The sequence below is a fragment of the Litchfieldia sinesaloumensis genome (assembly GCF_900156865.1).
Classification (GTDB): Bacteria; Bacillota; Bacilli; order Bacillales; family Bacillaceae_L; genus Ferdinandcohnia; species Ferdinandcohnia sinesaloumensis.
The window spans coordinates 831,676-858,183 of sequence record NZ_LT732529.1 but is presented as its reverse complement, the minus strand read 5'-3'; the positions used below and the strand labels follow the sequence as shown (position 1 = coordinate 858,183).

Below are 26,508 nucleotides of genomic sequence, written 5' to 3'. Positions count from 1 at the left end.
GTAAGAAAATAATTATTCCTTTTGCATTATTTTACTCACTGCCTCAAGATGCTCACGAGTTACCCACAAGGCTGAGCATTCCTTAATTTCTTCCAGCATTCTCTCCTTCAGTCCAGTATGTGCCCATTTCATATTTACTACCTTTTTATATGCTTTTACTACTAAAGATGTATGTAAGATTTCTTTAGATATAAACTCTTCGCATCCCTTGATAGTATTGTCCAAAGACAGGACATGTTGAATAAAACCAACCTCTTTCCCCTCCTTAGCAGTATAGATTTCACCTGTCAAAAGAAGGTGATAGGCTTGATCAATAGGTAATCTTTCTAGTAGGATAGTCGCACCACCCCATCCAGTTGTAATCCCTTGTTTTCCCTGAACAAAACCAAATCTACTACCAGGAGATGCTAGTCTATAATCACAGGCTGTTGCAAGCTCGCATCCACCCCCGATTGCTAGTCCGTTCAATAGAGCAATAGTAGGCTTGGATAATGTAGCGAGAGAATGCAGAATCATTCCCATGCGACTAAGCATTCGATGTGCTTCTTCTTTGGTCTTTAAGTGTTGAAACACAGATAAGTCACCGCCAGAGCAAAAAGCCTTTTGGCCTGCTCCCGTTATTACTAGTACCCTGTCGTCATCATTCACTTCTACTTCATTTATCACTTGAGCAAGTCCATCCATAACATCATAATCAATAGCGTTCCATTTTTCCGGTCGATTAATTGTAAACCAAACTGTTCCCTTATCATCTCGACTTATTATGTATTTAGACATGACATTACACCCTTATACCTTTTTATCCTATTGTACTATAGACAAATTAAAAAGCGTATTGATAACAGAGTTATCAATACGCTTTACTTTTCCAAAGTCTGTTAACAAAAATTACTTGTTAACAACTTCTTTTCCTTTGTAGGTACCGCATTCTTTACATACGCGGTGTGCTAATTTCATTTCACCACAGTTTGGGCATGCCACCATACCTGGCACTTGTAATTTGAAATGTGTACGACGTAGTCTTTTTCTTGTTTTAGATGTTCTTCTAAAAGGTACAGCCATTATTCCCACCTCCTTAAAAAGAGTAGATCAAGATGGATTTTATTCGTCTTCAAAGAATTTTGCTAAACCGGCCAATCTAGGGTCAATCTTGTTCTTTTTATCATCTTCGCTGATAACTTCCCAATCTTTTCCTGACTGTGGCGCAGCTTCTTCAGAGTTCGAATCTTCATCACAAAAAATCTGAATTGGTATTTCAAGTAAAATATTTTCCTTGATTAGCGGAAGTAAATCAATTACTTCTCCTTTAACTTGATGAACATCCTCTTCTGACTGTAGGTCAAAATCAGACGTCAGTCTAAGTAAAAACGTTTCAGTTGTTTTGATCTCGAATGGAAATTTTACATCAACCAAGGTTCGAGAACAAGGCAAAATCATAGATCCAGAAATTGTTAAATGAAAGCTTGCTTTTGTAGAGCTTAAATCAGCACGACCAGTAACTTGTACCGGCGAAATATCTCGAATCGATTTATCTAGCTCCATCAAATCTCTTACATCAACCATTTCATCAATCATTAAGCCTTTTTGAGCTAACTGATTTAATTGATTAATTGTCCATTTCAAGTGAAATCACCTCAAGGCAACAAAGGTAATTATAGCTTTGCGGATTACATTTGTCAATATTTTTTCTTTACACTATACTTAACGTATAGATACTTATCTACTATATCAGCTTTTCCAAAAAAATGATATTTAAAAAATAAAGTTTTTAAATTGAAATAGCGCTAGCTCATTACCTTAATTATAATACTTTTAAAAAACACATCTACTGGTAGGAATTTGCTATACAATAGGAGCTACTCGCGCCAAATTAAGTTTTTAAATAAAGGGTGAAATTATGAAAGCTGTAGGTGTAATTGTTGAATATAATCCATTTCATAATGGGCACAAGTTCCATCTTGATGAAACAAAAAAGAAGACGAATGCAGATTGTATAATTGCTGTCATGAGTGGAAACTTTCTACAACGCGGAGAACCTGCCCTTGTATCAAAATGGACAAGGACAAAAATGGCATTAGAAGCAGGCGTTGACATCGTTATTGAATTGCCCTATGCATTCGCAACCCAAAAAGCTGAAAATTTTGCGAACGGGGCCATATCGCTAATAAGTGCACTGCGTTGTGAGGAAGTCTGTTTCGGCAGTGAAAGTGGTACAATTGAAGATTTTGAAAGTACCGTTAGTTTTATGAGAAACAACCAAGAAGCGTATGATTACTTCACCCAGCAATACATAAAAAAAGGGTATAGCTATCCAAAAGCAGCATCTCTAGCTTATTCTACACTCTCAAATGTAGATACATACGTTGATTTGTCAAAACCAAATAACATATTGGGTTATCATTACGTTAAAGCTATACATGACCAAAAAAGTTCACTAAAAGCTAAAACAATCATGAGGACTTCTGCTGGATACCATGATGAAGCATTTTCGCATGAATCAATTGCAAGTGCAACAAGTATTCGCAAAACCTTGTTCTCTTCTGAGAAAAGTATGGATGAAATCCAAAATTATCTCCCGATCTCCACTTCAAAGTGGCTACTATCTTATTACCAAAAGAATCAATTATTTCATCGGTGGGAGGAGTATTTTTCATTATTGAAATATAAACTTCTTATATCAACATCTTCTGAATTAGCAAATATCTATGAAGCAGAAGAGGGTATCGAAAACAGGCTCTTAACCTATATTTCAGAATCAGTCTCATTCCAAAATTTTATGGAGAAAATAAAAACAAAGCGATATACATGGACTAGACTACAGAGATTATGTGTACATATCTTAACAAATACAACGAAAGAACAGCTTAAACCGATTAATGAGAAGCCAGTTGCAACTTATATACGTTTATTGGGAATGTCACAGAATGGACAGAGCTATTTGAATCAAGTTAAAAAGGAGGTTGAGCTTCCAATTATCTCAAAGGGTACACATTTTTCTGATGAACTTTTTACATTGGATTGGAAGGCCGCACAAACCTACTTGGCTATCTTTCCTGAACCACTTCGTTCTTCACTTCTACGGCAGGAATACGCAACTCCTCCGATAAGGTATAATGAAAAAGAACAGAAATATGTGTAGTTGTGAACTTATATTTCGATTACCCTCATCTTAAATGTAACAGCCACTCCTGTTTAGGTAGTGGCTGTTTTTAAATTTATTTATCAAGACTTGCTAGATAATTAAGTGCATCTTCGAAAGTATCCACAGGGACAATCTTCATGTCGCTCTTTATATCCTTTGCTGTTGCTAACGCCTGTTGGTAGTCTGAATTGGCTGCCCCATTTTCATTTGGTGCAAAGAATATATCAACATCAGAATTATCCGCTGCAACTATTTTTTGTCCAATTCCGCCTATTGGACCTACCTGCCCTTCAAGATTTATTGTTCCAGTACCAGCAATACGCAAGCCATGTGTAAAATCTTTTTCGGTTAGCTGGTTATAAATTTCAAGAGTAAACATGAGTCCAGCAGAAGGACCTCCAATTTTCTCTGTATCAATTTTTATACTTGGATCTGTCACAACTTCAATGTCCGTAATTAATTCAATACCTATCCCTATTTTATCAGGGTTTGTTGGAAACGGGGCAAGTGCCACTGAAACCGACTTTTCTTCTCCGTTTCTTACAATAGAAATTTCTATTACTTCACCTTCTTTTTTATCGCCTACATAGTCCATGAATTGTGTATGTTCATCAATTTGTATCCCATCAACCGCAAAAATACGATCACCAGGCTTTAGTTCATTCTTTGCAGGCATTCCTTCAACAATTCCCATTATGTATATCCCATTGTTTTTTAACGTTACAGGTTTATCAGCGTACCTATAAGCGACAGTAATTGCAGACTCTTGGGAGTCCTCCATATAATACATTTGGCGATTTGAATATTCTTCATCACTCTCATTTTCTCTTCGTACATGATTAATTGGAAGGATTTCATGATATTTAGCTATATTTGCCCATGCATAACTAAATACGTTCGCTTTCCCCATACGTATTGTTGTTAATAGGAATTCTCCTTCTTCTTGAAAGCCGTTCTCCACATCAATAATGGGCTCAAGTTCTGTTGCCATTCCCGGTTTTGTTACATAGTATGGAAGCTGTATAAAAGTGCCAAGCATAGCAAGTACTATTCCAATTAATAGGGCATTTAGATAAGCTTTATTTTTCTTTTTCTTCATTCGAGCTGGACTCCTTCCACTTTCCGATTACCTCTCTGATCATTGGGAGTTGTTGTCTAGTTTCTTCTTCCCCGATTCGGATAATGTCCTCAATATTTGTGAAAGCACGTGAACTATAATGTCCTACATGCGGTCGAATCATAATGTCAGATGAAAATTCCCCATACTTAACTAGTTCTTTTTGCATTATATCAATGCTCTGTAGGATCACATCAAAAATTGAAGTAATCTCTTCATTTATTTTAACATGTGATACATCAACTGCAATAACGATATCTGCTCCCATATCCTTAACAACAGAAATCGGTACTCGGTCAATTACACCGCCATCAACGAGAATACGACCATCTACTTTTTCAGGTACAAAAATACCAGGGATAGCTATACTTGCCCGCACTGCATCTGCAACGGGGCCATTTCGAAACACGACTTTTTCACCTGTTAAGAGATCGGTTGCGACAATTCCAACTGGAATATCTAATTGCTCTATATTTTTACCGTGTGTAAAGACACGGATTAGTTCCTTTACTCTCCTACCTGAAATAAAACCCATCTTTGGAACTGTAAAATCTAAGTAATACTTACGCTTAAAAGCAAGCGCAAGTTTATACAAGCGATTAATATCTAAGCCTGCTCCATAAAAGCTTGCAACAAGGGCACCCATGCTTGATCCTGCGATAAGATTGATTGGAATTTTTTCTTCCAATAGAACTTTAATTACTCCTAAATGGGCAAAGCCTCTTGCTCCACCAGATCCCAGTGCTAATCCAATTACAGGTTTCATAAGAATCATCCCCTAACATAGTCCTTCACATATGATTTCACCTTAATTTTATATCAGTATATGAAAAAAGAAATGAAAACTTGTACAAACTTTTGGTCTAAACACACTACCTATCCACGTATATTTAAATAGATGTACAAACCATCCCAGATATGTATTGAAACTTGTTTCACCCTGGTCACTTACCCAGACTGAAGATTTCTGAAAATTGTGGGCTCTCTTATTCTATCACTAATTAGAATTTATTGTATAGAAGAGAAGACATCTGTAGGAGGAGTACCATTGATACGATCGAGATTTAAAACCGTAACAATTGCAGCAGGAATATCTTTACTTACGATTGCTCTTATTTATTTTCCAAAAGAATCACTAGAGGCTTCACGGGTGGGGTTGGAAATGTGGTGGAAAATTGTATTCCCTTCCTTACTCCCGTTCTTAATTATTTCCGAGTTATTAATTGGTTTTGGTGTTGTTAAGTTTATCGGAGTCTTGTTTGAACCCTTAATGAGACCATTATTCCGAGTCCCAGGTGTCGGTGGATTTGCATGGGCAATGGGAATGGCTTCTGGATTTCCCGCGGGGGCAAAACTTACGGCTAGACTTAGACAAGAGAAACAAATTACACGAGTTGAAGCAGAAAGGCTTGTTTCCTTTGCTAATGCCTCAAATCCTCTGTTTATTTTTGCTGCTATTTCTGTAGGATTTTTCGAAAATCCTCAATTGGGAATCTTACTGGCAGTTAGTCATTATGTGGGGAATTTTTGTGTAGGATTAATTATGAGGTTTCACGGTAAGAAAGATGATGAACATACCCCCAAAGACGAAGAAAAAAAGAGTATATTCGTAAAAGCCCTACAGGAACTCCATCGTACAAGGCTTAAAGAAAAGAGACCATTTGGGCAATTATTAGGAGATGCAGTTTCTACCTCTATACAAACATTGCTAATGATTGGTGGATTTATAATCCTATTCTCTGTTTTTAATAAGCTACTATCTCTAATTAATTTTATTGCACTAATTGCTGGCGGATTATCACTATTTTTAAAACTTTTTCAACTACCATCAGATCTTAGCATCCCACTTATTTCGGGGATTTTTGAAATAACCACTGGTTCCATGATGACAAGTGAATTAGAACATATTGAATTACTACCAAAGGTTATTGCAGTCAGTTTTATCCTTGGATTTTGTGGACTATCTGTTCAAGCACAAGTTGCAAGTATCTTAGCTGAGACGGATATAAGATTTAAACCATTTTTCGTTGCTCGTATAATGCATGGTTTTATAGCCGGGGTAATCTCCTATATATTATGGAATCCATTATATGTAAAAAATGCGGGTTCTCAAGAAACATTCGGGGTCTTCTCTCCTTTTCTACCAGAGCAAGGTCCATATTGGATAGAAGCCGTTTGGTCTGGTTTGTTGACATACGGTCCACTTATTACAATATTATCATTGCTTAGCTACATCATCGTATACGCTAGCAAACTTAAAAGCCCACGCATCTAATTTGCGGGGCTTTTAAATTTCTCTTTCAACGCCAGTTCAACAGGCTTTGGTACGAGCTCAGAGATTTCACCATGGTATTTGGCTGCTTCCTTTACTATGCTTGAACTTAAGAATGAATATTGATTATTTGTCATCATAAAAAATGTTTCGATTTTTTCATTTAATATTCGGTTCATTGAGGTTATTTGCATTTCATATTCAAAATCTGAGACTGCACGAAGTCCTCTTAAAATTGTATTGGCATTTTTCTTACTAGCGTAATCCATTAAAAGACCTTGAAAGGATTCCACCTCAATATTAGGTATATTCTCTGTACTTTCTTGTAAAAGTTTAATTCGTTCTTCTACAGTGAACAAAGGTTGTTTTGAAGAGTTATTTAACACACACACATAAATTTTATCAAACACTTTTGCCCCTCGTTTAATAATATCAAGGTGCCCATTTGTAACAGGATCAAAGCTTCCCGGGCATACCGCAATACTCGTCATTTCGTTTCCCCTTCCCATCCTTCATTGAGTCTATAGATTGAAACACCTATGATTCCATATAATTCGTGACGAACCATGGTGAGGTTACCGATAGATTTGTCTAGCACTACTTCTGAGCCATGTTCTGCGATGATATAACCCTCATTTGTTAGAAGATGATGATTACTTATTTCTTCAATAAGCTCCGTAAGTTTTTGCGCTTTATACGGTGGATCTAGAAAAACCAGATCAAATTTGATATCCCGCTTAATAATAGCCTTTAACGCTCTAAAAGCATCATTTCGATATACTTCAGCTTGATTTTGATAATGACATGTTTCTAGATTTGCTTTTATCGTTTGTATCGCCTTTTGATCACGGTCAACAAAGATAACCTTATCAACTCCGCGACTAAGCGCTTCTATTCCAAGTCCTCCGCTTCCTCCAAATAAATCAAGTCCATTTCCACCCTCAAAATATGGACCAATGATATTAAAAATGGCTTCCTTCACTTTGTCCGTAGTCGGACGTGTCGACGTTCCTGGTACCGCTTTCAAGTGAAGACCCTTCTTGAATCCGGATACGACTCTCATTACTATCACCACTGTCTATGTAAATTGAATAACATTATCCTACCATAAACAATAACGTTTGTTAATGTATAACTAAAAATTCTAGTCCTATATTCGACAAAAATTTACTTTTGAAAAATAAAATAAGGGACTTCATGTATACACATTTTCCAATTGGTCATAATTAGTACTAACAACATCATTCGAGGATGTTGTTGCCAACCGCGGAGAAGACTTACGTTTCCCCATAAGTTCTTCCTCCGGTTTCTCCTCTCCCTTTGCCTTCTTCCATGTGAACGGTAACGACAAACGTGGAATGGAAGGACCCTGCAGGTAGACTTGCAGGGGTTTTTTCTTTTATTCGATTGTTCCTCCTAATCTTTTCATGGTACAGTATACATGGAAAATAATTAATTGAGGGGAATTTGGATGATACAACGTTTTATAGAGATTGGTGAAGGATATTCTGATATTTATGAGCTTATTGAACTTGCTAGAGGTAATAGACACAGAGTCTCAAAACTATTTGCATTTAACTCGACGATTAATGGCAGGCCTGTGACCTCTTTGGCTGTAGCTTTTCATCCTACAAAACCAGGTGACTTCCAAGCTATTTATATCTGTAGAGAGGGAATTCCTAATCCTGAAGTAAAACCAAACAAACGATATTTACTGTTTAGTGAAGTAGCAACTGAACTTGACTTTCCGATAATCAGCCTTGATGTAAAACCATCAACAATGTTTGGAGAAAAAGAACTCTATTACCAACACTTAATCGGGATCTTACGGATGAACCACTTTATCCCATCACTATAATGAAAGATGGCAAATGCATAACGACAGCATAATAAAAGCGTATCAAAAGCAGTTTGCTTTTAATACGCTTTTTATAATCCAATCTTATAATCGTATTCTTTCGCTCGATCTGGTTTTTTGTTCTCAAACTCAATCTTTAAAAAAGGTTTATATGAAGGTTCTACCCTTTTTACATAGGGAAGAGAATTTAACTTTTCTACAATTGAATCCGTATTTTCCAAATCATTATAAAGAACGACATATTTTAAACGTTTGGATACATAATGAATATTGCCAAATTTACGCAACATTTTTGAGTGCTTTAACGAGTGAAGCCAAATAATAATTCCTTGGCGTTGTCCAATCATAGCGTTTTCTCCTTATTTCAATAACTTATTGTATAGTGTAGCATATCAAGTTAAATTTTTACAATATGAACTAAGGGAAAAGGTTTATTTTTTCTGAAAAATAGGACGTTTTCCGGTTGGATTATTTACAACCACATCCACCACCGCTTCCACATCCACCACCACAGCTTGAAATAGAATCAAAATAAGGATTCCCAGTAGGTACCTTGATATGTTCTGATACGGCTCTACCTAATAGTACACTTATCTCATCTAGCACTTTCTGAAGATTATCCTCTGCTTTTTTAAAATCCGCAATTGTTTCATGAAGGTCAAGTTTTCTTTTAAGTTCTCTTGTCTCTTTTGAAACAGTTCGAAAATCAGGATGGTATTTCCCAAAGCGTTGGACTTCTTCATATTTTTCTTTCATAATTTGAAAGTTAGCAATAAGTTTCTGTGCTTCTTTATCCTTTTGCAATGTATATAAACAGCTTCGGTATTCCTCTGCCAGTTCCGATTGTAGAATCATAGATGAAATTGCTTCCGCTTCTTCAAGTATTTCAACTCGTTCAATTGTAGCTATCAAAATAAAACACCTCCACTTTCCACTATACCATGATTTTTACCTAATGGCATCTTTGCGCCTCAAAATAGATTAAGTCGAGGCATTAAACCCCGACTTAACAGTTATTATAATTTTACTTATATTAATCGCTCTGTCGCATCCCTTGATACATTTGTAACATGAAAGAAGCCATTTCTAAGGATTGGTTAAGTTTTTGCACTTTATGTGGGACCGTTTGCTTAAAATATATTTTTGCCTCACTTTCCAAACTGTTATATTCAGCTGGATTACGAGATAATTTTCGATACCATATTGGGTTTTCACGGATAAAAGATCGCAACTTTTTTTGACGTTTGATATAATCGTATGTTTCTTTCCGCATCTAGTTTCTCTCCTCTCACCTAATCTTTTCGAAAGGCAAAAGGATGATGTTGTTTAAGCGAAGAAGTCTGGGAAGTCTGTTGATTAGACTTATTTTCCCCTCGAAACTGGTGAATCACAGCTTGAATTGTAGAAATGGCTTCACCTACATTCGAGATTTGCTGCTGTAAATTATTCATATCTGCATTTTTAAAAGATGTAAAGATTTTGCCGATAAAATCCTCTTTCTTACTTTCTTCCATTTTGCTGTCCTTGTCTTTATATTTTATCCATTTCTTATCATCCTCGCCAAGTATATACCAGTCTTCATATACTTCTTGCCAGTTAAGGGCACCTTTACGTACTTCTTGAATCAAAACAGGATGTTTTTTCACAAAGGATTTAAATTCTTGAATCGATGGATGAACCTTTTTTTTCATTTCAATCACCTCTAATTCATACGATTGCCTACTATAGTTTATCTTTATAAAATTGTTTGGTTCGCCCATTTTAAATTGCAATATCTCCTATTCAATTGTTAAAATAAGAATAGTAAAAATATTATGGATTTGAGGTATTGATGATGGAAGATCGCATACTACAAAAATTACAGTCATTTTTCCTTGAAGCAAATGAAGAAGAACGTCAAGCAATGGAACAAGCAATTGATGCTGTGATACGAAAACAAACAAAACAAAATGGGTCATATATTGGAGGATTATTGCAAACGAAACGACAAGTCATTGACGATCAAACGTATGAGATTACTATTCCGAATACAGCACTTATTCAAAACCCACTCCAAATCGTCCATGGAGGAATTACGGCAACATTGCTTGATTCTGCAATGGGCTCAGTTGTACACCATGTACTTCCAGAGAATAAGGCAGCCATTACAACCGAGATGAAGATTAATTATGTGGCTCCTGGAATCGGAAAAGAATTCCGCTGTGTTGCAAAAATGATACACAAGGGATCAAAGATATGCGTAATTGAAGGTAGAGTTTTCCGCGATGACGAGACATTAATCGCGCATGCTACAGGAAGTTTCTTCATCATTAATCGCCCTGTGAAGTGAAACAAAGAAAAGCAAGCGATACATAGATATGTATCCCTTGCTTTTTAATGCAGTTCATTTTTGCTGATAAAGTTTTGAGTGTAGTATTTTTCATACACCCCTACACCAAGATAATTGTAATCTCGGTTTAAAAGAGTTTCACGATGACCTTTACTATTGAGCCACCCTTCCACAGCCGCAATTCCATCCACATATTTAGCTGCAATATTTTCTCCCGCCAATTGATAGCCTACCTTGCCCTTAGCAAGTCTATCAGCGAGACCACCCGTTGTAGGAGAAGTATGATCAAAGTATTCATTTATCCTCATATCTTTGCTGTGCAAGTATGCCACACTTGCTAATTTATCATCTTCTAGTAGTGGAGGAATTCCATGTCTTATTCGAATGACATTTGTTAAATCACGGATCTGAGATGAGTTACCTTTTTCAACTTTCTTCCAATCCACCTTTGAAATCTCTGCTGAAGACAGTAATACTCCTCGATAGGCCAACTCATATGGCCGAAGCTTTATTAATGTCTTTCCATCTAAAAAACGAATGCTTGATATTTTTCCTGTAAAAGTATCAATATACAGTTGAACATATACATTTCCCAGAGCAATTAAAGGTCTTGATTTTTGTTCCTCATTCGTTAATTCAAAACGGTAACGGTTTTTATTGATATTTAAAGAGATTTCAGGTTTAATTAATCCTTTTGATTCTAGTTCTGATAGGGGTTGTCCAATTTTAAAAGGATTAACTTGAACATCACTACCTGTTCCAAATACAGTAACCACCCTATCATTTTCAACTCCAACTTGTATATAGTTATTAAGATCTAAGTTATACACCAACCAATCATAATCATAGGATGAACAATCAACCCGATTCGGTTTACCTAATTTTTCAATTATTTGAGAGTGATCCATTCCAATTAAGGAATAGAGTCCATCAAATTGATGAACTTCTTCATGAATGGGAAGATTTACATTTGTTGAACTGGACATAGGATACACATGATTTTCAACACTGGTAACCTCAACTTTTCGAAGATTATTAGAAATATAATAAATGCTAGAAACAAAAAGTAGGAGAGTAACTATAATCTTCACTATCTTCAAAGGAAACACACCCTTATTATGATTTGCGTTTGATAAATAATAGTTATTTCTCTCATATATATTTATATTTCACTAGATTTATGCGTGAATCAGAGATTCGTCGAGGAAAATAAAAAAAGGCAGGCACCGTTAGTGCCTGCCTCAGACTGCTGACAAACGCTCGCATACATCGTTGCTTACCTCGCTCGTCCGCTCATGAAAGTGCCTATTAATGAATTTGATCTTGTTCAGAGATATCACTTAATGCTTCTCCAGCTTGTTGGTCAGACATGTCATTTGTCGCTAAATCACCTAATGACACTATCCCTACGAGCTTCTTGTTCTCTACAACTGGTAAACGTCTGATTTGATGTTTAGCCATCAAATCAGAGGCCTCTTTTAAAGATGTATCCGGGGAACACGTAATTAAATTCTCACTCATCACATTAGTCACTTGATTAGAGCCAGATCTCTTTTCTGCATATCCGCGAACAACTAGATCACGGTCAGTAATCATACCAATTAGATTATTATCTTCGAGAATTGGAATTGCGCCGACATTTAATTCTTTCATCTTAACTGCAACTTCGTAGACATTGTCTAGGGGTGTACAATATTCAATATCAGTACTCATTACTTCTCGAACCGTTTCCATTGTAACCTCCCTAAATTTTAGTGTTATTTTCCAATAAACATTTGAGTCCAGTAATGTCTTTTTGATCCGCCTTCTGCATAGCCTACACCAATATGGGTAACATCACGCTTTAGGATATTTGCACGATGTCCAGGACTGTTCATCCACGCATTTACAACCTCCTGTGGTGTTCTCTGTCCAGCTGCTATATTCTCCGCAGCAGAACGATAAGAAATACCAAAGTTTCTCATCATTGTAAATGGAGATCCATATGTAGGCGAGGTGTGGTCAAAATAATTTCGATCTCTCATATCCACCGATTTATAACGTGCTACTCTTGAAAGCTCCCAGTCGGTCTTTAGTGCTGGTAAACCATGTTTTGCTCTTTCTTGATTCGTCAAAGAGATAACTTGATTTTCAATACTTTTTACAGTATCTAAGATTGGGATCGTTACCCTTTGTCCTGGATAAATGAGATTTGGATTTCGAAACTGAGGATTTGCTTGAATTATTTCAGACAAACCAACTTGATATCGTACAGCAATTTTCCATAAAGAGTCACCAGGCTGTACAGTATATGTAGTAGTTCCTTGTCCATTTGCAATCACTGGACTGCTTAAAACAACTAGGACAGCCGTGAGTATGAAAAGAAATTTCTTCATCTTGTCCCTCCTTTCTTTGTTAGTTTGACCAAAACAATATAAATTTCACATAAAATATTTTTTATTTTTCGTGACATATTAATGTCAAACGTTGCAACTTGAATCTTTTCGTACTATTATTATACTGAGAACATATAAATCGTTTGTTGACGGTTTTTGGAGGGATACTAAATGAAATTTGAAAATACGGGGATTGAAAACGTAACAATCGAGTTACCGAGATTAACTGATATCATGAGAGCAGAAGGTTTTGTTCTTGCAGGTCAGTGGGATTATGAAAGAATTACATATGACTATAAGTTTGAAATTAAGGGGGATATTTACTACCTTCGTGTTCAAGGTTATGCAGTCGAGGGAATTATTGAAGAGAATGCGACTGATGCAACAATCAAATTACTAACTCCATTTGTCGGTAAGTACTATTACCCGCATGGAGTTGAATACGGTGAAAATGAGGTCTTTCCAAAAACACTAGTAGACCAATGTAATCGCATCCTTGCAAAAGTAAAAGAACAAATTGATGCAGTGGTAAACGCATAAATACGCACATAAAAAGGAACAGTCAGTACTGTTCCTTTTTTACGTTGTCACTAGTGTATGTGAGTTTGTAAGCCCTTCGACTTTTATGGTTAGGTTAGAAAGAGTAATTCCGGTCATACTTTCAATTTCATGTAATATTGCAGCTTGCAAAACTTCGCAAGTCTTTTTAATCTCAAGCCCATACTCAATAGCGATTTTAATTTCAAGTGAAATACTATCCTCTTCTTCAATAACAGTTATTCCGTTTTTATGGAAATTTCGATTCAAAATTCCAGTTACTCCGTCCTTAAATCCTGCAATAATAGAAACTCCTTCCGTATCTTCTACACAAATTGAAGCAATCATTGCTAAAACATCATTTTTGATATAAAGAGAGCCATTTTCTAACGATTTTCTAACCATCCCATACAACACTCCTTCATCCTTCTAAATATAAATCTTATAAGGTTACTCCTACCATATGCAAGCAGAAAGGAATTGGGCACTAGTCTAGAAAAATCTTTTTTTCGTGAGTTAGATAACCTTACGAAGCTCCCATGTTAGAAACCTACCGTCCTTTTTTGTACATCTCATCCCCAATTTTTCAAAGAGCTGAATCGATTGATAATTACTGTCACTACACTCCATTAACACTTTTTTGGCGTCAGCTTGTGTAACAAGCCAATCAATTAAAGCATCGACAGCTTCGTAAGTTAAGCCTGTTTTTTGATACTCACGATTCATCGTATAAGTCAATTGGACATTCCCTTTTTTATCAGGTTTACCTTGAAGATAAATATCCCCGATAATTCGTTTATCAGCATAATTAATGATTAGCCATAATCCCCAGCCATAATGGTTTTCATCCTTCTCAAGCTTTTCTATATAAAACGGAAGAATACCAGTAATTAATGGAGATGGCCAATTTTGTGGAATCGTTATAGGTGATCGTTTTTCAAGTTCTTTGCGATGAAAAACTAATGACTTGGCAATATCTAAAGAACATGGAACCAATAATAAGTTTTCTGTAAAGATCTCAATCATCCCTAACACTCCCCTCTACCAAATTATAAAAGTAAATAAAATTGTGTATGTGAAATAGAGTACAAAAAAAAGGTGCTCTAGAATATTCTATTCTAGAACACCTTATACATATTACACCCATTAACATATCGTTGCTTTAGAAACCTAAAATTGCTTTTAACAGCGAAGTGGTTTCCCCACCTTTATAAAAAACATACAATAATAAATAAACCGCAACACCAGTTATGGCCGTAAAAAACCAAATGATGCTAGTAATCGGACCAAGCTTACGATGCTTGGCAATTTTATTTTTATAACCAAGATATAGGGTCACCACTCCAAATACGGCTCCAGTTGTTGCCAAGAAGATATGAAAGATTAGAAATATTGTGTAGTATATCTTGATATCATCTGGTCCGCCAAATGATGTATTTCCAACAAAAATTGTTCTCGACATGTAAATAATGAAGAAAATTAAAGCAAAAATTGCAGCTGTCGTCATTGCTTTTTTATGAGCATCAATTTTTTTCTGTTTAATTAAATACCAACCGATAGCAACTGTTACTGCACTTAATATAATAAAAGTAGTGCTCAATGTAGGTAGTAACGGTAAATTCATAGTAAACCTCTCTCGTAACGTTCTCTCTTAACTATTTTAATTTGTTTGTGGCTTGAGTAATTGCTCGTCAAGTAACTTTTCATCCTCACGCTCTTTTCGAACCCACTCAAAGAATACTTTGGCTAGCAAAATGGCGTAAACGAACTCTTGAATGATTTTCATGATGACGCCGCCAGTACGTTGATCTTCAAGCGGAGGCATAAAGCCAAACATTTGTGGTCCTGTAAGATTCATACTTTCAAGCATAGAAGCTGGTACACAAAGTGCAAGTGCATTCATCCACGCTCCAAGCTCAGTATATGTTGAATACATAGCTGTATCTGCAAAAATAATTAATGCACATGCAGGTGTTAATAACATACCATCAGCGAAAATATAACCAACTTTTTTGAGCCCACTCAGTGTGTTCCACTCTTCTAACTTGTTAATTAAGGGCCACCACATAAAGAAGGCAGCAATAAATATTACACTCGTTGTAGCAGCATGGATAATCACATTTGTTTTGACAAAGTCAAAAACCAGTGGGATATGATATAAAGAAAATGATCCGTTGAATAAAACTAAAGCAATTAGTGGCTTTGTGAAAAACTTAAAAAACGGCTTTATAACTTTGAGATTGATAAAAACCCTCCATAACCAATTAGGTACACCCAATATAAAAAATGTCGGTACTATTAAATAAAGTACTGCCATTTGAGTCATATGAGCACTCATCGTCATATGACCTAACAAATCAATAGGACTTCCTTTGCATAAATAAAGGAGGATCATCCCAAGCACAAATAAAACCTTTGTTTTTATTGAAGTAGGTTCAGAATGAGTAAATCGATGTCTCCACGGACCAACAATCATAAAATATAATATCGTTATGACTAAAAGCGATACGAAAAAATAGGGACTCCATAATGCCCGAAAACCAAAGATATCTATAGACATCTCCATCTCACCCCTTTAATTAATATAAGCAATGTACACATACTATTAATTATACCTCTAGGAAAATATCCATGCAAACATACCATTTTGAACATTTAGTGTCTAAACTGGATAAGCATAAGATATTAACCATAAAAAAGAAAGCCGGTTATAAAACCGACTTTCTCCGACACTTACCACCAAATAATTGTCATAAAGCATAGGACAGTAATAGCAGCAATTAATACTCCAGAAAACAAGAACATTTTTGGTGCTTCATGTCCTTTATGATTCATGTGCATGAAGTAATACAATTGTAAGATAACCTGTATCACAGCCAGTAACAGAATTAAAGGTACTACGACATATGGTGAAAATTCACCATATCCTACTGCAATAAATGCAATGATAGTAAGAAATATCATGAGAGCAAAAGTAATGACTTGGTGCTTCATTTCTTCTGCGCTCTTACGTCTACGATAGGCTAAATCAACATTAGTGTTATTCGAATTATTTGTCATGTGTTTATCCCACCATTCCCATAAGATATACAACAGTAAAGATGAACACCCAAACTACGTCAATAAAGTGCCAGTATAAACTAGCCACATAAAACTTAGGTGCATTATATAAATCTAGTCCACGGTTTGCATTTCGAATCATGATTGTCAATATCCAACATAATCCGAATAATACGTGAGCGCCGTGAGTTCCAACAAGTAAATAGAATGCTGAACCAAAAGCACTACCCGTGATTGTATGACCTAAATGTACATAATGGTTAAACTCATAAATTTCCAATCCTAGGAATGCTGCACCAAGTAGTACAGTTAGACCTAACCAAAGTTGCATCTTTTTAAAATTAAAGTTTTTCATGTGGTACATAGCGTACACACTAGTCAATGAACTTGTTAAAAGAATCATAGTCATTGTAAAAGCTAATGGTATTTCAAACAAATCCTGAGAAGCCGGTCCTGAACCATTACTTTTATTTAACGCTAAATATGTTGCAAATAATGAAGCAAACAGTACAGTTTCGCCTCCAAGGAAGAGCCAAAAACCGATAAACTTATTTTTTCCTTCAAGGGTCGCTCTTTCAGGCTCTGCAGGAAACGTTTCAGCTGTTAATTTTTCTTCCACATGCATTATGCCTCAACCCCCTTCTTGTCATCATCATCCATTAAGTCTGCCTTATGAATGTGGTATCCGTGATCATCAATAATTGAACGTAAGAACATCGCACCAAAAGTGATAATTCCTCCGATAATCATAACTGGAACTGACCAACTCACACCATCTGGATGGAATAAGAAACCAAATGCTGCAACGAACAATCCTAAAGAAATTACGAAAGGTAAGAATGAATTATTTGGCATATGAATGTCTCCAAGTGGTTCAGCAGGAGTCATTTCTTTCTTACCTTGCATTTTTTCTACCCATAGTGGATCTAATCCACGTACTAAAGGTAATTGTTTATAGTTATATTCTGGTGGTGGTGATGCAATCGCCCACTCTAGTGTACGACCATCTCCCCAAGCATCAGCTTTAGCAACTTCTCCCTTAATCGATGTAATAACAATGTTATATAACATTATCAGAACACCAAGTGCCATGAATGCAGCACCAATGGAACTAATTACGTTTCCAAGTTCCCAACCATGGTTTGGTAAGAATGTGAATACACGACGTGGCATCCCCATAAGACCAAGGAAGTGTTGAATAAAGAATGTTAAATGGAAACCAATTAAGAATAACCAAAAAGTAACTTTACCAAGAGTATCGTTTAACATTTTACCAAACATTTTTGGCCACCAGTAGTGAGTCCCCGCTAATACAGCGAATACAACACCACCAACAATAACATAGTGGAAGTGAGCTACAACGAAATAAGTATCATGATACTGATAGTCTGCAGGTGCAGAACCTAGCATAACTCCAGTTACACCACCCATGATGAAGGATGGAATAAATGCAATTGCATATAACATAGGAGTTGGAAATACCATTGAACCGCCCCACATTGTAAAGAGCCAGTTAAAGATTTTAATACCCGTTGGTATCGCAATCGCCATTGTAGCAACCGCAAAAATTGCGTTAGCAATTGGTCCTAAACCAGTAGTAAACATATGGTGAGCCCATACCATGAAACCTAAGAAACCGATTAATACAGTCGCAAATACCATGGATGAATATCCGAAAAGTCTTTTTCTTGAGAATGTAGCAAAAATCTCAGAGAAAATCCCGAAAGCAGGGAGAATTAAGATATAAACCTCTGGGTGACCGAAGATCCAGAATAAGTGCTCCCAAATAATTGTGTTTCCTCCCATTGATGGGACGAAGAAAGCTGTACCAAATATACGGTCAAACATCATTAGCAATAACCCAACAGTTAATGGAGGGAATGCGAATAAGATTAATGCAGATGCTACAAACGTAGTCCAAGTGAATAATGGCATACGCATATACGTCATTCCAGGTGCTCTCATTGTAATAATCGTTACTAGGAAGTTAATACCTCCAATTAACGTACCGATACCTGAAATTTGTAGACCCAGTACATAGAAATCGATACCATGACCTTCTGAGTGCAATGCAAGTGAAGCATATGAAGTCCAGCCCGCATCTGGTGCACCATCGAAAAACCAACTTAAGTTTAAAAATACTCCTCCAAAGAAGAATAACCAGAAACCTAAAGCATTTACAAACGGAAATGCAACGTCACGCGCGCCAATTTGGAGTGGCATGACTGCGTTCATAAATCCAAGTAATAACGGCATGGCCGCCAAGAAAATCATTGTTGTACCATGCATTGTTAAAAGTTCGTTAAAAAAGCCTGCACTTACAAAGTTATTATCGGGAACAGCAAGCTGAATCCGGATAATCATGGCTTCAATTCCCCCGAGTAAGAAGAAAAATCCACCTGCCATTAGATAAAGTTTAGCGATTTTTTTATGGTCAACGGTTGTTAAATAATCCCATATAGTAGCGCCAAACCCTTTTTTCTGAGCTACAGTACTCACAATGTGACCTCCTTATACTATAATTTCACATCTTTAATCTTCTATTTTAAGTCCCATTAGATATTCAGCTAACGCATCTAAGTCTTGATCAGATAAACCTTTATGGTCATACGTATTAGTCATTAAGTTTCCAGGCTTGATTGTTTCTGGATCTTTCAACCATTTTTTAAGATTCTCTTCATCAAATTCTAAAATACCCGCGATGCTTGAACGATCACCAAAGTTAGCTAAGCTAGGTGCAGTCGGACGCTTTTCACCTGTATCAATTGCGTGACAACCAATACATCCATTTGTAGTGAATAACTCTTCTCCCGCTCTTGCTAAATCATTAGCAGGTACATGCTCAACATCTTTTGCAGCAACCATTTTATCTACCCACTGATCAAATTCAGCACGTGGTAATGGCTTAACTTTGAAATCCATTAAAGCATGTGAAGGTCCACAAAGCTCAGCACATTTACCGTAAAATAAGCCACCAGCTTCTTCTGTTTTCTCAGAGTTAAACTCTAGCCAGAATTTGTTGACATTATCTGTATTTGTGTCCATTTTCCCACCAACTGCTGGTATCCAAAAAGAGTGCTTTACATCTGAAGCAATTAGGTTAAAATAAACTTTTTCATCTGTAGGAACTACAAGTTCCTGAGCAGTTACAATGCCCTGACCTGGGTACTCAAATTCCCACCAATAAAGATTAGCTGTTACATTGACAACAAGAGCATCTTCATCTTGTTCCATTGCTTTCACATCAGCTAATTTAAATGTTGCAGAAACAGTTGGAATTGCTAAAACCAAAAGCAATAGAATCGGAATAGTAGTCCAAATAATTTCTAAAGTATGATTCCCCTCAACTTGTTTAGGAATCTTGTTCTCTTCACCTTTTTTACGTCTGAATTTGACTAAGGCGATAACAAAGATAAGTGTTACGACCGCAATAACGATTACCATGATTAATGTTGCTAGAATCATTAAATCGTATTGCATTTTAGCAACTTCCCCTGCTGGGCGAAGTGCCGAAACAAATGGTTCCCCACACCCTGCTAACAGTAGCGCCATGAAACTAAATAATGTGAACACGCGCACTTTTGGTAGCCATTTTTTCATAGCTTGATCAAACCCCTCTTTCAATATAATTTGTACTATCTTTTTGATAAAGATATTAAATCCTTCTACTTTAAGGAAGAAGAATTATTTATATTTTGAAACTCACTTATAGTAAGGTAACGATTATCATGGATACAAACATAATCGTTAAATAATTAAGTGAGTAAACAAACATTTGTTTTGCCCATTTGATATCATCTTTCATTTTATATCCCCTAATTCCAAGGACTAACCATCCGATATTTAGGAGCGTTGCGATTGTAACAAATAGGCCACCTAATGAAAACATATAAAACGGAAGTGGTAGCAAACAAATAATCCAAATCATGATTTGTCTTTTTGTCATTGCAAAACCGTGAACAACTGGTAGCATCGGAACTCCCGCCTCACGATACTCTTCTACTCGCCTCATAGCAAGTGCTAAAAAGTGTGGTGGCTGCCAGATAAACATAATTAGGAATAAAAGCCACGCTAGTATGTGTAGATTAGGGTCAATTGCTGCCCATCCAATAAGTGGCGGTACTGCTCCTGATATACTCCCAATAACTGTATTGATGGTATATCTGCGTTTTGACCACATTGTATACAAAAAAATGTAAGAGAAAACACCTATTAAACCAATCACTGCAGCAGTTACAGTAGTTAGAAGTAGAAATCCAGTTCCTATTAGTATTAGTAATAAGCCCATTCCTAAAACATAATTTGGATTTATTCTACCTGTTACAGTTGGACGCACTTTAGTGCGTTCCATCACATGATCAATATCCCTATCATAATAGTTATTAATCGCACAGGAACCAGCAATAACTAGCGCCGAACCAAGTAGCGTATATAAGACAATGTCTATTTCACCTATAAAGCTTTTACCGGTGAAAAACAGTGCGAGCCATAAACCAGTAAATGCAGTAATTAGGTTAGAGTTCACAATCCCAATTTTAATGAGGGAAAGAAATTCCTTAAAGGCAGTGGTTCTATATTCCTGGTCACGAATTTCTCCATTTTGAATTTTGTCATCTGTACCAAGTACAGACCTTGTAGTTGTCATCGTGAAGCCTCCTTATATAATTAACGATCTTACAAAATTTCGCATTGTATTTCTTACAGCAATCTAATCAGCCTCGTTACTTGTAATTGTTTTCATATAATCATCTTGTACTATATTCAGTAATAAAAAACGCAATTCAAAGAGATAAAGCGTTTTCGAGTAACTAGTATGTAAATGCGTGCAATAAACAAATCCAAGATTATTATATTGTGGATATTATAAATTATATTAAAAAATACCCTTTCTGTATATTAAATCACACTTTTTACTTTTTTTGTGAACATTTCGTTAAGAATTTATGACTTTTTTGTGACCTTAGTGTGGCGATGAACCCGCATTATAATTACTATTTGCACTATAATAATAGTGTAAACTTAGAGTTTTTTAGTTCTTGTCGAAATTTAATAATTCCTCCTATCTATTTCTAGCAAACTCCCTCGTAATATTCAACCTTTTTTACTACAATAATAAAATTTTTTTCAAGTTCTGGTGGGTTGTAAAGAATTCGTAAATTGTGTAATATCGATAAGAGTATTCTTTTGAATTTTATCTGTCAATTAGATAAGATGAATAACGTAGAAATAGAGTTAAATAATAGAATGTAAGAACCATGTTGGTTTTATTAAAGTAAGAAGGTGATTTTTTGAGCCGTTCATTAAAATGGTTATCGGTCTTAACAACGATCGGTATGCTATTTGTGTTAATCGGTGGTGCATTAGTAACAAAAACTGAATCAGGTGAGGGTTGTGGAGATTCTTGGCCACTTTGTCATGGGCAATTAATTCCTGAAGAAATAACGTTTGAGTTAGTTATTGAACTTAGCCATAGAGTTGTTTCCGGAGTGGTCGGAATTTTAGTCCTAGTGTTATCTGTTTGGGCCTGGAAAGCAATCGGCCATATTCGCGAAACGAAGTTCTTAGCTTTTATATCATTCTTTTTCTTAGTTTTACAAGGACTGATTGGTGCTGCGGCCGTTATGTGGGGACAATCGGATGTAGTATTAGCTCTCCATTTTGGTATTTCACTTATCTCCTTTGCTTCTGTATTGTTGTTGACTTTACTCATTTTTGAAGTTGATAAAAAGTTTGATGCGGACTCCCTTGTAATAGATTTAAAGTTACGAAAGCATTTTTACGCACTAACAACATATAGTCTAGTTGTTGTATATTCCGGGGCATTGGTACGACATATAGGTGCATCACTTGCTTGCCCTGATTGGCCAGTATGTACGTATAACAACATCAGCTTTCCTACTCAAATACACGAATGGGTTCAAATGGGACACAGAATGCTAGCAGGACTATTAGTTATTTGGGTCATTTGGATCGCTGTACTAATAATCAAACATTACAAACACCAAAAGGTTCTCTTTCATGGCTGGTTGATTGCACTTTGTCTAGCCACACTTCAAGTGATTTCAGGTGCAGTAGTTGTCTTTACGAGACTAAATTTATTTATCTCACTTGCACACGCTTTATTTATTGCATGTCTGTTTGGCGTTTTTAGTTACTTTATTCTTCTCTCTTCTAGAAGTAAGAAAAATGAAATAGCCTTGAATTCAGACACTGAAGAAACGATTAATTCTAAACCATCAATTACTGTACAATAAGACTAAAGTCCGCGAGGAATCTCGCGGATTTTTTTATGAAAAAAAATAGCCCCAAGCCGATTCCTGGGGCTATGTTCATTATTTAGTTAATTCGAGTAATAGGTCGCCTGTTTGGATAGCTTCACCATTTGCCACGTGAATATCCTTTACTACGCCTGTGAAAGGTGCTTGAACTGTCGTTTCCATCTTCATTGCTTCTGTAATCATGAGATGGTCCCCTTTGTTCACTTTATCACCTTTTTCAATTAATACTTTTATAACAGTACCTGGCATTGTTGCACCAATATGGTTTTCGTTATCGCGGTCTGCTTTTAATTTCGCGGCAACAGTAGACTTGATATTGGCATCTTTAACGATTACTTCACGAGGCTGTCCATTTAGTTCAAAGTAAACTACTCGTGTGCCATCAGCCTGTGCTTCACCAACTGATACAAGTTTAACAATCAATGTTTTTCCTTGCTCAATTTCTACTTCGATTTCTTCACCAAGTCTCATGCCATAATGGAAGGTTGGTGTATCTAATACTGAAATATCCCCAAATTGCTCAAACATTTTTTGATAATCCATGAACACTTTTGGATACAATGCGTAAGAAACCATTTCCTTATTTGTCACTTCACGATTTAAACTATGGGCTAGCGTCTCTTTAATCTCACTGAAATTAACAGATTCAAGTAATTCGCCAGGGCGAACTGTAATAGGTTCACGTCCCTTTAGAATGATGCGTTGAAGTTCTCTAGGGAATCCACCATGTGGTTGGCCTAGGTAGCCTTCAAATAACTCAACAACAGAGTCAGGGAAATCCAGACTGTCTCCTCTTTCATAGATGTCATCTTCAGTTAAATTATTTTGAACCATGTAAAGCGCCATGTCTCCTACAACTTTAGAAGAAGGTGTTACCTTAACGATGTCACCAAACATCTCATTTACACGCCGATACATTTCTTTTACTTCTTCCCATCTAGAACCTAGTCCAACTCCCTTAGCCTGTTGTTGAAGGTTACTATATTGTCCACCAGGCATTTCATGCTGATAGACTTCCGTATGTGGTGAAGTCATTCCACTTTCGAAATCTTGATAATATTTACGAATACCTTCCCAGTAACGCGCAATTTCTTCATACGCAGTAACAGAAAGATCAGGTTTTCTATCGGTACCTTCTAGTGCATATAATAAAGAGTTTGCACTTGGTTGGGATGTTAAGCCTGCCATCGAACTAACTGCTACATCGACAATATCCACACCCGCTTCAATTGCTCTTGCATATGTGTATAAACCATTACCACTCGTATCGTGTGTGTGTAGGTGAATTGGAATCGATACTGTTTCTTTTAGTGAAGAAATTAACTCATATGCTGCTTGTGGTTTAAGTAATCCAGCCATGTCTTTAATCCCTAGCATATGCGCTCCTGATTGTTCAAGCTCTTTCGCTAAATCCTTGTAATACTGCAAATCATACTTGGAACGAGTTGGATCACTAATATCACCTGTATAACAGATAGCAGCCTCAGCGATTTTTCCACTATTACGTACAGAGTCAATCGCTAAAGTCATTCCTTTTACCCAGTTTAAGCTGTCAAAGATACGGAAAACATCAATTCCGGAGTCCGCTGATTCTTTTACAAACTCACGAATTAGATTGTCCGGGTAGTTTTTATACCCTACTGCATTCGATGCACGTAGCAGCATTTGGAATAAAATATTTGGAGCCTGCTTACGTAAGGTAGCAAGACGCTCCCATGGGTCTTCGTTTAAGAATCGATATGCTACGTCAAATGTAGCCCCACCCCACATTTCTAGCGAGAACAACTCTGGTAATAATCTAGCAGTTGGATCTGCGATATGTGTGATATCTGTAGACCTAATTCTCGTTGCAAGAAGTGATTGGTGAGCATCACGATAAGTTGTATCAGTAAAGAGAACTTGCTTTTGTTCTTTTACCCAATTCATAACCCCTTCTGGACCATGTTGATCTAAAATTTGTTTGGTACCTGCCGGGACTGGTTCAACATGTCTTACTTTAGGTAAATACGGTTTATCGAAAACTGGTTTTCTTTTCTTTTCGACTCCAGGAAAACCATTCACTGTTACTGTCCCAATATAGGAAAGCATTTTTGTACCGCGATCCTTTGGTTTAGGAAAGATAAACAGTTCCGGTGATGAATCAATAAAGGATGTATCATATTCTCCTGATAGAAAATTCTCATGTTTAACTACATTTTCTAAGAATGGTATATTTGTTTTAATTCCGCGGATTCTGAATTCCTTCAAGTTTCTGACCATTTTGGATGCAGCATGTTCAAAGGTTAAAGCATGTGTTGATAACTTAACTAATAGTGAATCATAATATGGTGTAATGACTGCACCCTGGAATCCGTTACCTGCGTCAAGACGAACACCAAATCCACCACCACTTCTATATACAGTGATTTTTCCTGTATCAGGCATAAAATTATTCAAAGGATCTTCAGTAGTTACCCGAGATTGAATAGCAAACCCATGAGTAATAATATCTTCCTGTGCTGGAATACCAATTTCATTACTGTGTAATGAATGTCCTTCAGCAACCTGAATTTGTGTTTGCACGATGTCAATACCGGTAATCATTTCGGTAATTGTATGTTCTACTTGAACCCGTGGGTTAACCTCAATAAAGTAGAACTCATTATTTGCTACTAGAAATTCAACTGTTCCTGCATTCACATAGTTTACATTTTCCATTAACTTTACGGCAGCATCACAAATGTCCTGACGCAATTGCTCAGATAAAGAAACACTCGGCGCAACTTCAACTACCTTTTGATGACGTCTTTGAACAGAACAATCACGTTCATATAGATGAACAGTATTACCATGACTATCACCGATAATTTGTACTTCTATATGTTTTGGATTTTCAATTAATTTCTCAATATAAACTTCATCACTACCAAAAGCAGCCTTAGCTTCTGATTTAGCTCGTTCATACGATTCTTTTAAACCAGCCTTGCTGCGGACAATACGCATTCCACGACCGCCCCCACCAAGTGAAGCCTTAATAATCACAGGATAACCGTGTTTCTCACCAAAAGTAACTGCCTCTTCTAAGCTTTTTAAAGGCCCATCACTACCTGGAATAACAGGTATCTCAGCTTTTACTGCTTGGTGTCTCGCTTTTACTTTATCTCCAAACATATCTAGGTGCGAAGATTTTGGTCCAATGAAAATAATATTCTCTTCTTCACATCTTCTAGCAAAATCAATATTTTCGGATAAAAATCCATAACCTGGGTGAATGGCATCTACTTCATTTTCTTTTGCAATTTCAATAATTCCTTCAATATCTAAATATGCATCTATTGGTTTTTTACCCTCACCAACCAAATAAGCCTCATCCGCTTTATAACGATGGTAAGATCCTGCATCTTCTTTAGAATATATTGCAACAGTACGAATATGTAACTCCGTACAAGCCCTAAAAACACGGATTGCGATTTCCCCTCGATTGGCAACTAGTACTTTCTTGATGCGTCTCTCCATAAAAATCCTCCTTTAATAAAATAAACATTTGAAAAGTTATATAAT

At 36.4% G+C, this 26,508-nt stretch carries 30 protein-coding genes; 6 read left to right on the top strand and 24 right to left on the bottom strand.

The window, feature by feature from the left end:
• Positions 1-12: 12 nt before the first annotated feature.
• From CZ490_RS04235 to CZ490_RS04225, 3 genes are all read right to left on the bottom strand, one after another.
• Complete coding sequence (locus CZ490_RS04235) at positions 13-777, bottom strand: enoyl-CoA hydratase/isomerase family protein (RefSeq protein WP_077617717.1); 765 nt, start codon at positions 775-777, stop codon at positions 13-15.
• A 111-nt stretch (positions 778-888) separates the two neighbouring features.
• The gene (gene rpmF / locus CZ490_RS04230; RefSeq protein ID WP_077617716.1) at positions 889-1,062 is read right to left on the bottom strand and encodes a 50S ribosomal protein L32; all 174 of its coding nucleotides are present in this window, start codon (positions 1,060-1,062) and stop codon (positions 889-891) included.
• Positions 1,063-1,101: 39 nt separating this feature from the next.
• Positions 1,102-1,623, bottom strand: a complete 522-nt coding sequence (locus CZ490_RS04225; protein WP_077617715.1) for a YceD family protein — start codon at positions 1,621-1,623, stop codon at positions 1,102-1,104.
• A 274-nt stretch (positions 1,624-1,897) separates the two neighbouring features.
• Between CZ490_RS04225 and CZ490_RS04220 the strand changes: the two genes are divergently transcribed.
• Positions 1,898-3,139, top strand: coding sequence for a nucleotidyltransferase (locus CZ490_RS04220; RefSeq protein WP_077617714.1), 1,242 nt, complete (start codon positions 1,898-1,900; stop codon positions 3,137-3,139).
• A 76-nt stretch (positions 3,140-3,215) separates the two neighbouring features.
• On the opposite strand, the gene CZ490_RS04215 is transcribed toward CZ490_RS04220, so the two are convergent.
• Positions 3,216-4,241: a SepM family pheromone-processing serine protease gene (locus CZ490_RS04215; protein ID WP_077617713.1), complete on the bottom strand. Its 1,026-nt coding sequence runs from the start codon at positions 4,239-4,241 to the stop codon at positions 3,216-3,218.
• A complete protein-coding gene (locus CZ490_RS04210) occupies positions 4,222-5,034 on the bottom strand; it encodes a patatin-like phospholipase family protein (protein ID WP_077617712.1) in 813 nt (270 codons plus the stop codon). The genes CZ490_RS04215 and CZ490_RS04210 overlap by 20 nt, the downstream gene beginning before the upstream one ends.
• Positions 5,035-5,307: 273 nt before the next feature.
• On the opposite strand from CZ490_RS04210, the gene ylbJ reads away from it, so the two are divergent.
• Entirely contained in the window at positions 5,308-6,534 is a 1,227-nt protein-coding gene (gene ylbJ, locus CZ490_RS04205) for a sporulation integral membrane protein YlbJ (protein ID WP_077617711.1), read from the top strand.
• Here the strand turns inward: ylbJ and coaD are convergent.
• Entirely contained in the window at positions 6,531-7,022 is a 492-nt protein-coding gene (gene coaD / locus CZ490_RS04200; protein ID WP_077617710.1) for a pantetheine-phosphate adenylyltransferase, read from the bottom strand. The genes ylbJ and coaD overlap by 4 nt on opposite strands.
• Positions 7,019-7,594, bottom strand: a complete 576-nt coding sequence (gene rsmD / locus CZ490_RS04195; protein WP_077617709.1) for a 16S rRNA (guanine(966)-N(2))-methyltransferase RsmD — start codon at positions 7,592-7,594, stop codon at positions 7,019-7,021. Before rsmD ends, coaD begins: the two co-directional genes overlap by 4 nt.
• 408 nt (positions 7,595-8,002) lie before the next feature.
• Here rsmD and CZ490_RS04190 point away from each other — a divergent pair, with 408 nt between their 5' ends.
• A complete protein-coding gene (locus tag CZ490_RS04190) occupies positions 8,003-8,389 on the top strand; it encodes a DUF7147 family protein (RefSeq protein ID WP_077617708.1) in 387 nt (128 codons plus the stop codon).
• 71 nt (positions 8,390-8,460) lie between these two features.
• Here CZ490_RS04190 and CZ490_RS04185 read toward each other — a convergent pair whose 3' ends face one another.
• The 4 genes from CZ490_RS04185 to ylbD form a co-directional block, all read right to left on the bottom strand.
• Positions 8,461-8,736, bottom strand: coding sequence for a YlbG family protein (locus CZ490_RS04185; protein WP_077617707.1), 276 nt, complete (start codon positions 8,734-8,736; stop codon positions 8,461-8,463).
• Positions 8,737-8,857: 121 nt separating this feature from the next.
• Positions 8,858-9,301 carry a YlbF/YmcA family competence regulator gene (locus tag CZ490_RS04180; RefSeq protein ID WP_077617706.1) on the bottom strand — a complete coding sequence of 148 codons (444 nt, stop codon included), beginning with the start codon at positions 9,299-9,301 and terminating at the stop codon, positions 8,858-8,860.
• Between the two features lie 121 nt (positions 9,302-9,422).
• Positions 9,423-9,662 (bottom strand): YlbE-like family protein, encoded by a 240-nt coding sequence (locus tag CZ490_RS04175; protein WP_077617705.1) that lies wholly within the window; start codon positions 9,660-9,662, stop codon positions 9,423-9,425.
• 19 nt (positions 9,663-9,681) lie between these two features.
• Positions 9,682-10,080: a YlbD family protein gene (gene ylbD / locus CZ490_RS04170; RefSeq protein ID WP_159439907.1), complete on the bottom strand. Its 399-nt coding sequence runs from the start codon at positions 10,078-10,080 to the stop codon at positions 9,682-9,684.
• Positions 10,081-10,223: 143 nt separating this feature from the next.
• Between ylbD and CZ490_RS04165 the strand changes: the two genes are divergently transcribed.
• On the top strand, positions 10,224-10,718 hold the full coding sequence (locus CZ490_RS04165) for a PaaI family thioesterase (protein ID WP_077617703.1): 495 nt from the start codon (positions 10,224-10,226) through the stop codon (positions 10,716-10,718).
• Between the two features lie 44 nt (positions 10,719-10,762).
• Here CZ490_RS04165 and CZ490_RS04160 read toward each other — a convergent pair whose 3' ends face one another.
• From CZ490_RS04160 to safA, 3 genes are all read right to left on the bottom strand, one after another.
• Positions 10,763-11,809, bottom strand: a complete 1,047-nt coding sequence (locus CZ490_RS04160) for a CAP domain-containing protein (protein WP_234987286.1) — start codon at positions 11,807-11,809, stop codon at positions 10,763-10,765.
• A gap of 217 nt (positions 11,810-12,026) precedes the next feature.
• Positions 12,027-12,452: a CBS domain-containing protein gene (locus CZ490_RS04155; RefSeq protein WP_077617702.1), complete on the bottom strand. Its 426-nt coding sequence runs from the start codon at positions 12,450-12,452 to the stop codon at positions 12,027-12,029.
• Positions 12,453-12,475: 23 nt separating this feature from the next.
• A complete protein-coding gene (gene safA / locus CZ490_RS04150; protein ID WP_077617701.1) occupies positions 12,476-13,093 on the bottom strand; it encodes a SafA/ExsA family spore coat assembly protein in 618 nt (205 codons plus the stop codon).
• Between the two features lie 171 nt (positions 13,094-13,264).
• Between safA and CZ490_RS04145 the strand changes: the two genes are divergently transcribed.
• Positions 13,265-13,633, top strand: coding sequence for a YugN family protein (locus tag CZ490_RS04145; RefSeq protein ID WP_077617700.1), 369 nt, complete (start codon positions 13,265-13,267; stop codon positions 13,631-13,633).
• A gap of 39 nt (positions 13,634-13,672) precedes the next feature.
• Here the strand turns inward: CZ490_RS04145 and CZ490_RS04140 are convergent, their stop codons facing one another.
• From CZ490_RS04140 to cyoE, 9 genes are all read right to left on the bottom strand, one after another.
• Positions 13,673-14,035 carry an Asp23/Gls24 family envelope stress response protein gene (locus CZ490_RS04140; RefSeq protein ID WP_077617699.1) on the bottom strand — a complete coding sequence of 121 codons (363 nt, stop codon included), beginning with the start codon at positions 14,033-14,035 and terminating at the stop codon, positions 13,673-13,675.
• Positions 14,036-14,146: 111 nt separating this feature from the next.
• Entirely contained in the window at positions 14,147-14,656 is a 510-nt protein-coding gene (locus CZ490_RS04135) for a GNAT family N-acetyltransferase (RefSeq protein ID WP_077617698.1), read from the bottom strand.
• Positions 14,657-14,792: 136 nt separating this feature from the next.
• Positions 14,793-15,254, bottom strand: coding sequence for a DUF420 domain-containing protein (locus tag CZ490_RS04130; RefSeq protein ID WP_077617697.1), 462 nt, complete (start codon positions 15,252-15,254; stop codon positions 14,793-14,795).
• Between the two features lie 36 nt (positions 15,255-15,290).
• Positions 15,291-16,196, bottom strand: a complete 906-nt coding sequence (gene ctaG, locus CZ490_RS04125) for a cytochrome c oxidase assembly factor CtaG (protein WP_077617696.1) — start codon at positions 16,194-16,196, stop codon at positions 15,291-15,293.
• A 167-nt stretch (positions 16,197-16,363) separates the two neighbouring features.
• Positions 16,364-16,690 (bottom strand): cytochrome c oxidase subunit IVB, encoded by a 327-nt coding sequence (gene ctaF / locus CZ490_RS04120; RefSeq protein ID WP_077617695.1) that lies wholly within the window; start codon positions 16,688-16,690, stop codon positions 16,364-16,366.
• Positions 16,691-16,694: 4 nt separating this feature from the next.
• Entirely contained in the window at positions 16,695-17,315 is a 621-nt protein-coding gene (locus CZ490_RS04115; RefSeq protein WP_077617694.1) for a cytochrome (ubi)quinol oxidase subunit III, read from the bottom strand.
• Positions 17,315-19,189 carry a cytochrome c oxidase subunit I gene (gene ctaD, locus CZ490_RS04110; RefSeq protein ID WP_077617693.1) on the bottom strand — a complete coding sequence of 625 codons (1,875 nt, stop codon included), beginning with the start codon at positions 19,187-19,189 and terminating at the stop codon, positions 17,315-17,317. The genes CZ490_RS04115 and ctaD overlap by 1 nt, the downstream gene beginning before the upstream one ends.
• 33 nt (positions 19,190-19,222) lie before the next feature.
• On the bottom strand, positions 19,223-20,290 hold the full coding sequence (gene coxB, locus CZ490_RS04105) for a cytochrome c oxidase subunit II (RefSeq protein WP_077617692.1): 1,068 nt from the start codon (positions 20,288-20,290) through the stop codon (positions 19,223-19,225).
• Positions 20,291-20,396: 106 nt separating this feature from the next.
• Positions 20,397-21,335 (bottom strand): heme o synthase, encoded by a 939-nt coding sequence (gene cyoE, locus CZ490_RS04100; RefSeq protein ID WP_077617691.1) that lies wholly within the window; start codon positions 21,333-21,335, stop codon positions 20,397-20,399.
• 643 nt (positions 21,336-21,978) lie between these two features.
• Here cyoE and CZ490_RS04095 point away from each other — a divergent pair.
• Positions 21,979-22,944 carry a COX15/CtaA family protein gene (locus CZ490_RS04095; protein ID WP_077617690.1) on the top strand — a complete coding sequence of 322 codons (966 nt, stop codon included), beginning with the start codon at positions 21,979-21,981 and terminating at the stop codon, positions 22,942-22,944.
• Positions 22,945-23,022: 78 nt separating this feature from the next.
• Here CZ490_RS04095 and pyc read toward each other — a convergent pair whose 3' ends face one another.
• Positions 23,023-26,463 (bottom strand): pyruvate carboxylase, encoded by a 3,441-nt coding sequence (gene pyc / locus CZ490_RS04090; protein WP_077617689.1) that lies wholly within the window; start codon positions 26,461-26,463, stop codon positions 23,023-23,025.
• Between the last annotated feature and the right edge of the window lie 45 nt (positions 26,464-26,508).

Coding starts and splice junctions, on each gene's coding strand:
- rpmF (WP_077617716.1), bottom strand. CDS start 1,062: ATGGCTGTACCTTTTAGAAGAACATCTAAAACAAGAAAAAGACTACGT.
- ctaG (WP_077617696.1), bottom strand. CDS start 16,196: ATGGAGATGTCTATAGATATCTTTGGTTTTCGGGCATTATGGAGTCCC.
- CZ490_RS04135 (WP_077617698.1), bottom strand. CDS start 14,656: ATGATTGAGATCTTTACAGAAAACTTATTATTGGTTCCATGTTCTTTA.
- CZ490_RS04155 (WP_077617702.1), bottom strand. CDS start 12,452: ATGGAAACGGTTCGAGAAGTAATGAGTACTGATATTGAATATTGTACA.
- CZ490_RS04145 (WP_077617700.1), top strand. CDS start 13,265: ATGAAATTTGAAAATACGGGGATTGAAAACGTAACAATCGAGTTACCG.
- CZ490_RS04130 (WP_077617697.1), bottom strand. CDS start 15,254: ATGAATTTACCGTTACTACCTACATTGAGCACTACTTTTATTATATTA.
- CZ490_RS04235 (WP_077617717.1), bottom strand. CDS start 777: ATGTCTAAATACATAATAAGTCGAGATGATAAGGGAACAGTTTGGTTT.
- safA (WP_077617701.1), bottom strand. CDS start 13,093: ATGAAGAAATTTCTTTTCATACTCACGGCTGTCCTAGTTGTTTTAAGC.
- coxB (WP_077617692.1), bottom strand. CDS start 20,290: ATGAAAAAATGGCTACCAAAAGTGCGCGTGTTCACATTATTTAGTTTC.
- ylbD (WP_159439907.1), bottom strand. CDS start 10,080: ATGAAAAAAAAGGTTCATCCATCGATTCAAGAATTTAAATCCTTTGTG.
- CZ490_RS04185 (WP_077617707.1), bottom strand. CDS start 8,736: ATGATTGGACAACGCCAAGGAATTATTATTTGGCTTCACTCGTTAAAG.
- CZ490_RS04190 (WP_077617708.1), top strand. CDS start 8,003: ATGATACAACGTTTTATAGAGATTGGTGAAGGATATTCTGATATTTAT.
- CZ490_RS04165 (WP_077617703.1), top strand. CDS start 10,224: ATGGAAGATCGCATACTACAAAAATTACAGTCATTTTTCCTTGAAGCA.
- CZ490_RS04175 (WP_077617705.1), bottom strand. CDS start 9,662: ATGCGGAAAGAAACATACGATTATATCAAACGTCAAAAAAAGTTGCGA.
- cyoE (WP_077617691.1), bottom strand. CDS start 21,335: ATGACAACTACAAGGTCTGTACTTGGTACAGATGACAAAATTCAAAAT.
- ctaF (WP_077617695.1), bottom strand. CDS start 16,690: ATGACAAATAATTCGAATAACACTAATGTTGATTTAGCCTATCGTAGA.
- CZ490_RS04210 (WP_077617712.1), bottom strand. CDS start 5,034: ATGATTCTTATGAAACCTGTAATTGGATTAGCACTGGGATCTGGTGGA.
- rsmD (WP_077617709.1), bottom strand. CDS start 7,594: ATGAGAGTCGTATCCGGATTCAAGAAGGGTCTTCACTTGAAAGCGGTA.
- coaD (WP_077617710.1), bottom strand. CDS start 7,022: ATGACGAGTATTGCGGTATGCCCGGGAAGCTTTGATCCTGTTACAAAT.
- pyc (WP_077617689.1), bottom strand. CDS start 26,463: ATGGAGAGACGCATCAAGAAAGTACTAGTTGCCAATCGAGGGGAAATC.
- CZ490_RS04220 (WP_077617714.1), top strand. CDS start 1,898: ATGAAAGCTGTAGGTGTAATTGTTGAATATAATCCATTTCATAATGGG.
- CZ490_RS04115 (WP_077617694.1), bottom strand. CDS start 17,315: ATGCATGTGGAAGAAAAATTAACAGCTGAAACGTTTCCTGCAGAGCCT.
- CZ490_RS04215 (WP_077617713.1), bottom strand. CDS start 4,241: ATGAAGAAAAAGAAAAATAAAGCTTATCTAAATGCCCTATTAATTGGA.
- CZ490_RS04140 (WP_077617699.1), bottom strand. CDS start 14,035: ATGGTTAGAAAATCGTTAGAAAATGGCTCTCTTTATATCAAAAATGAT.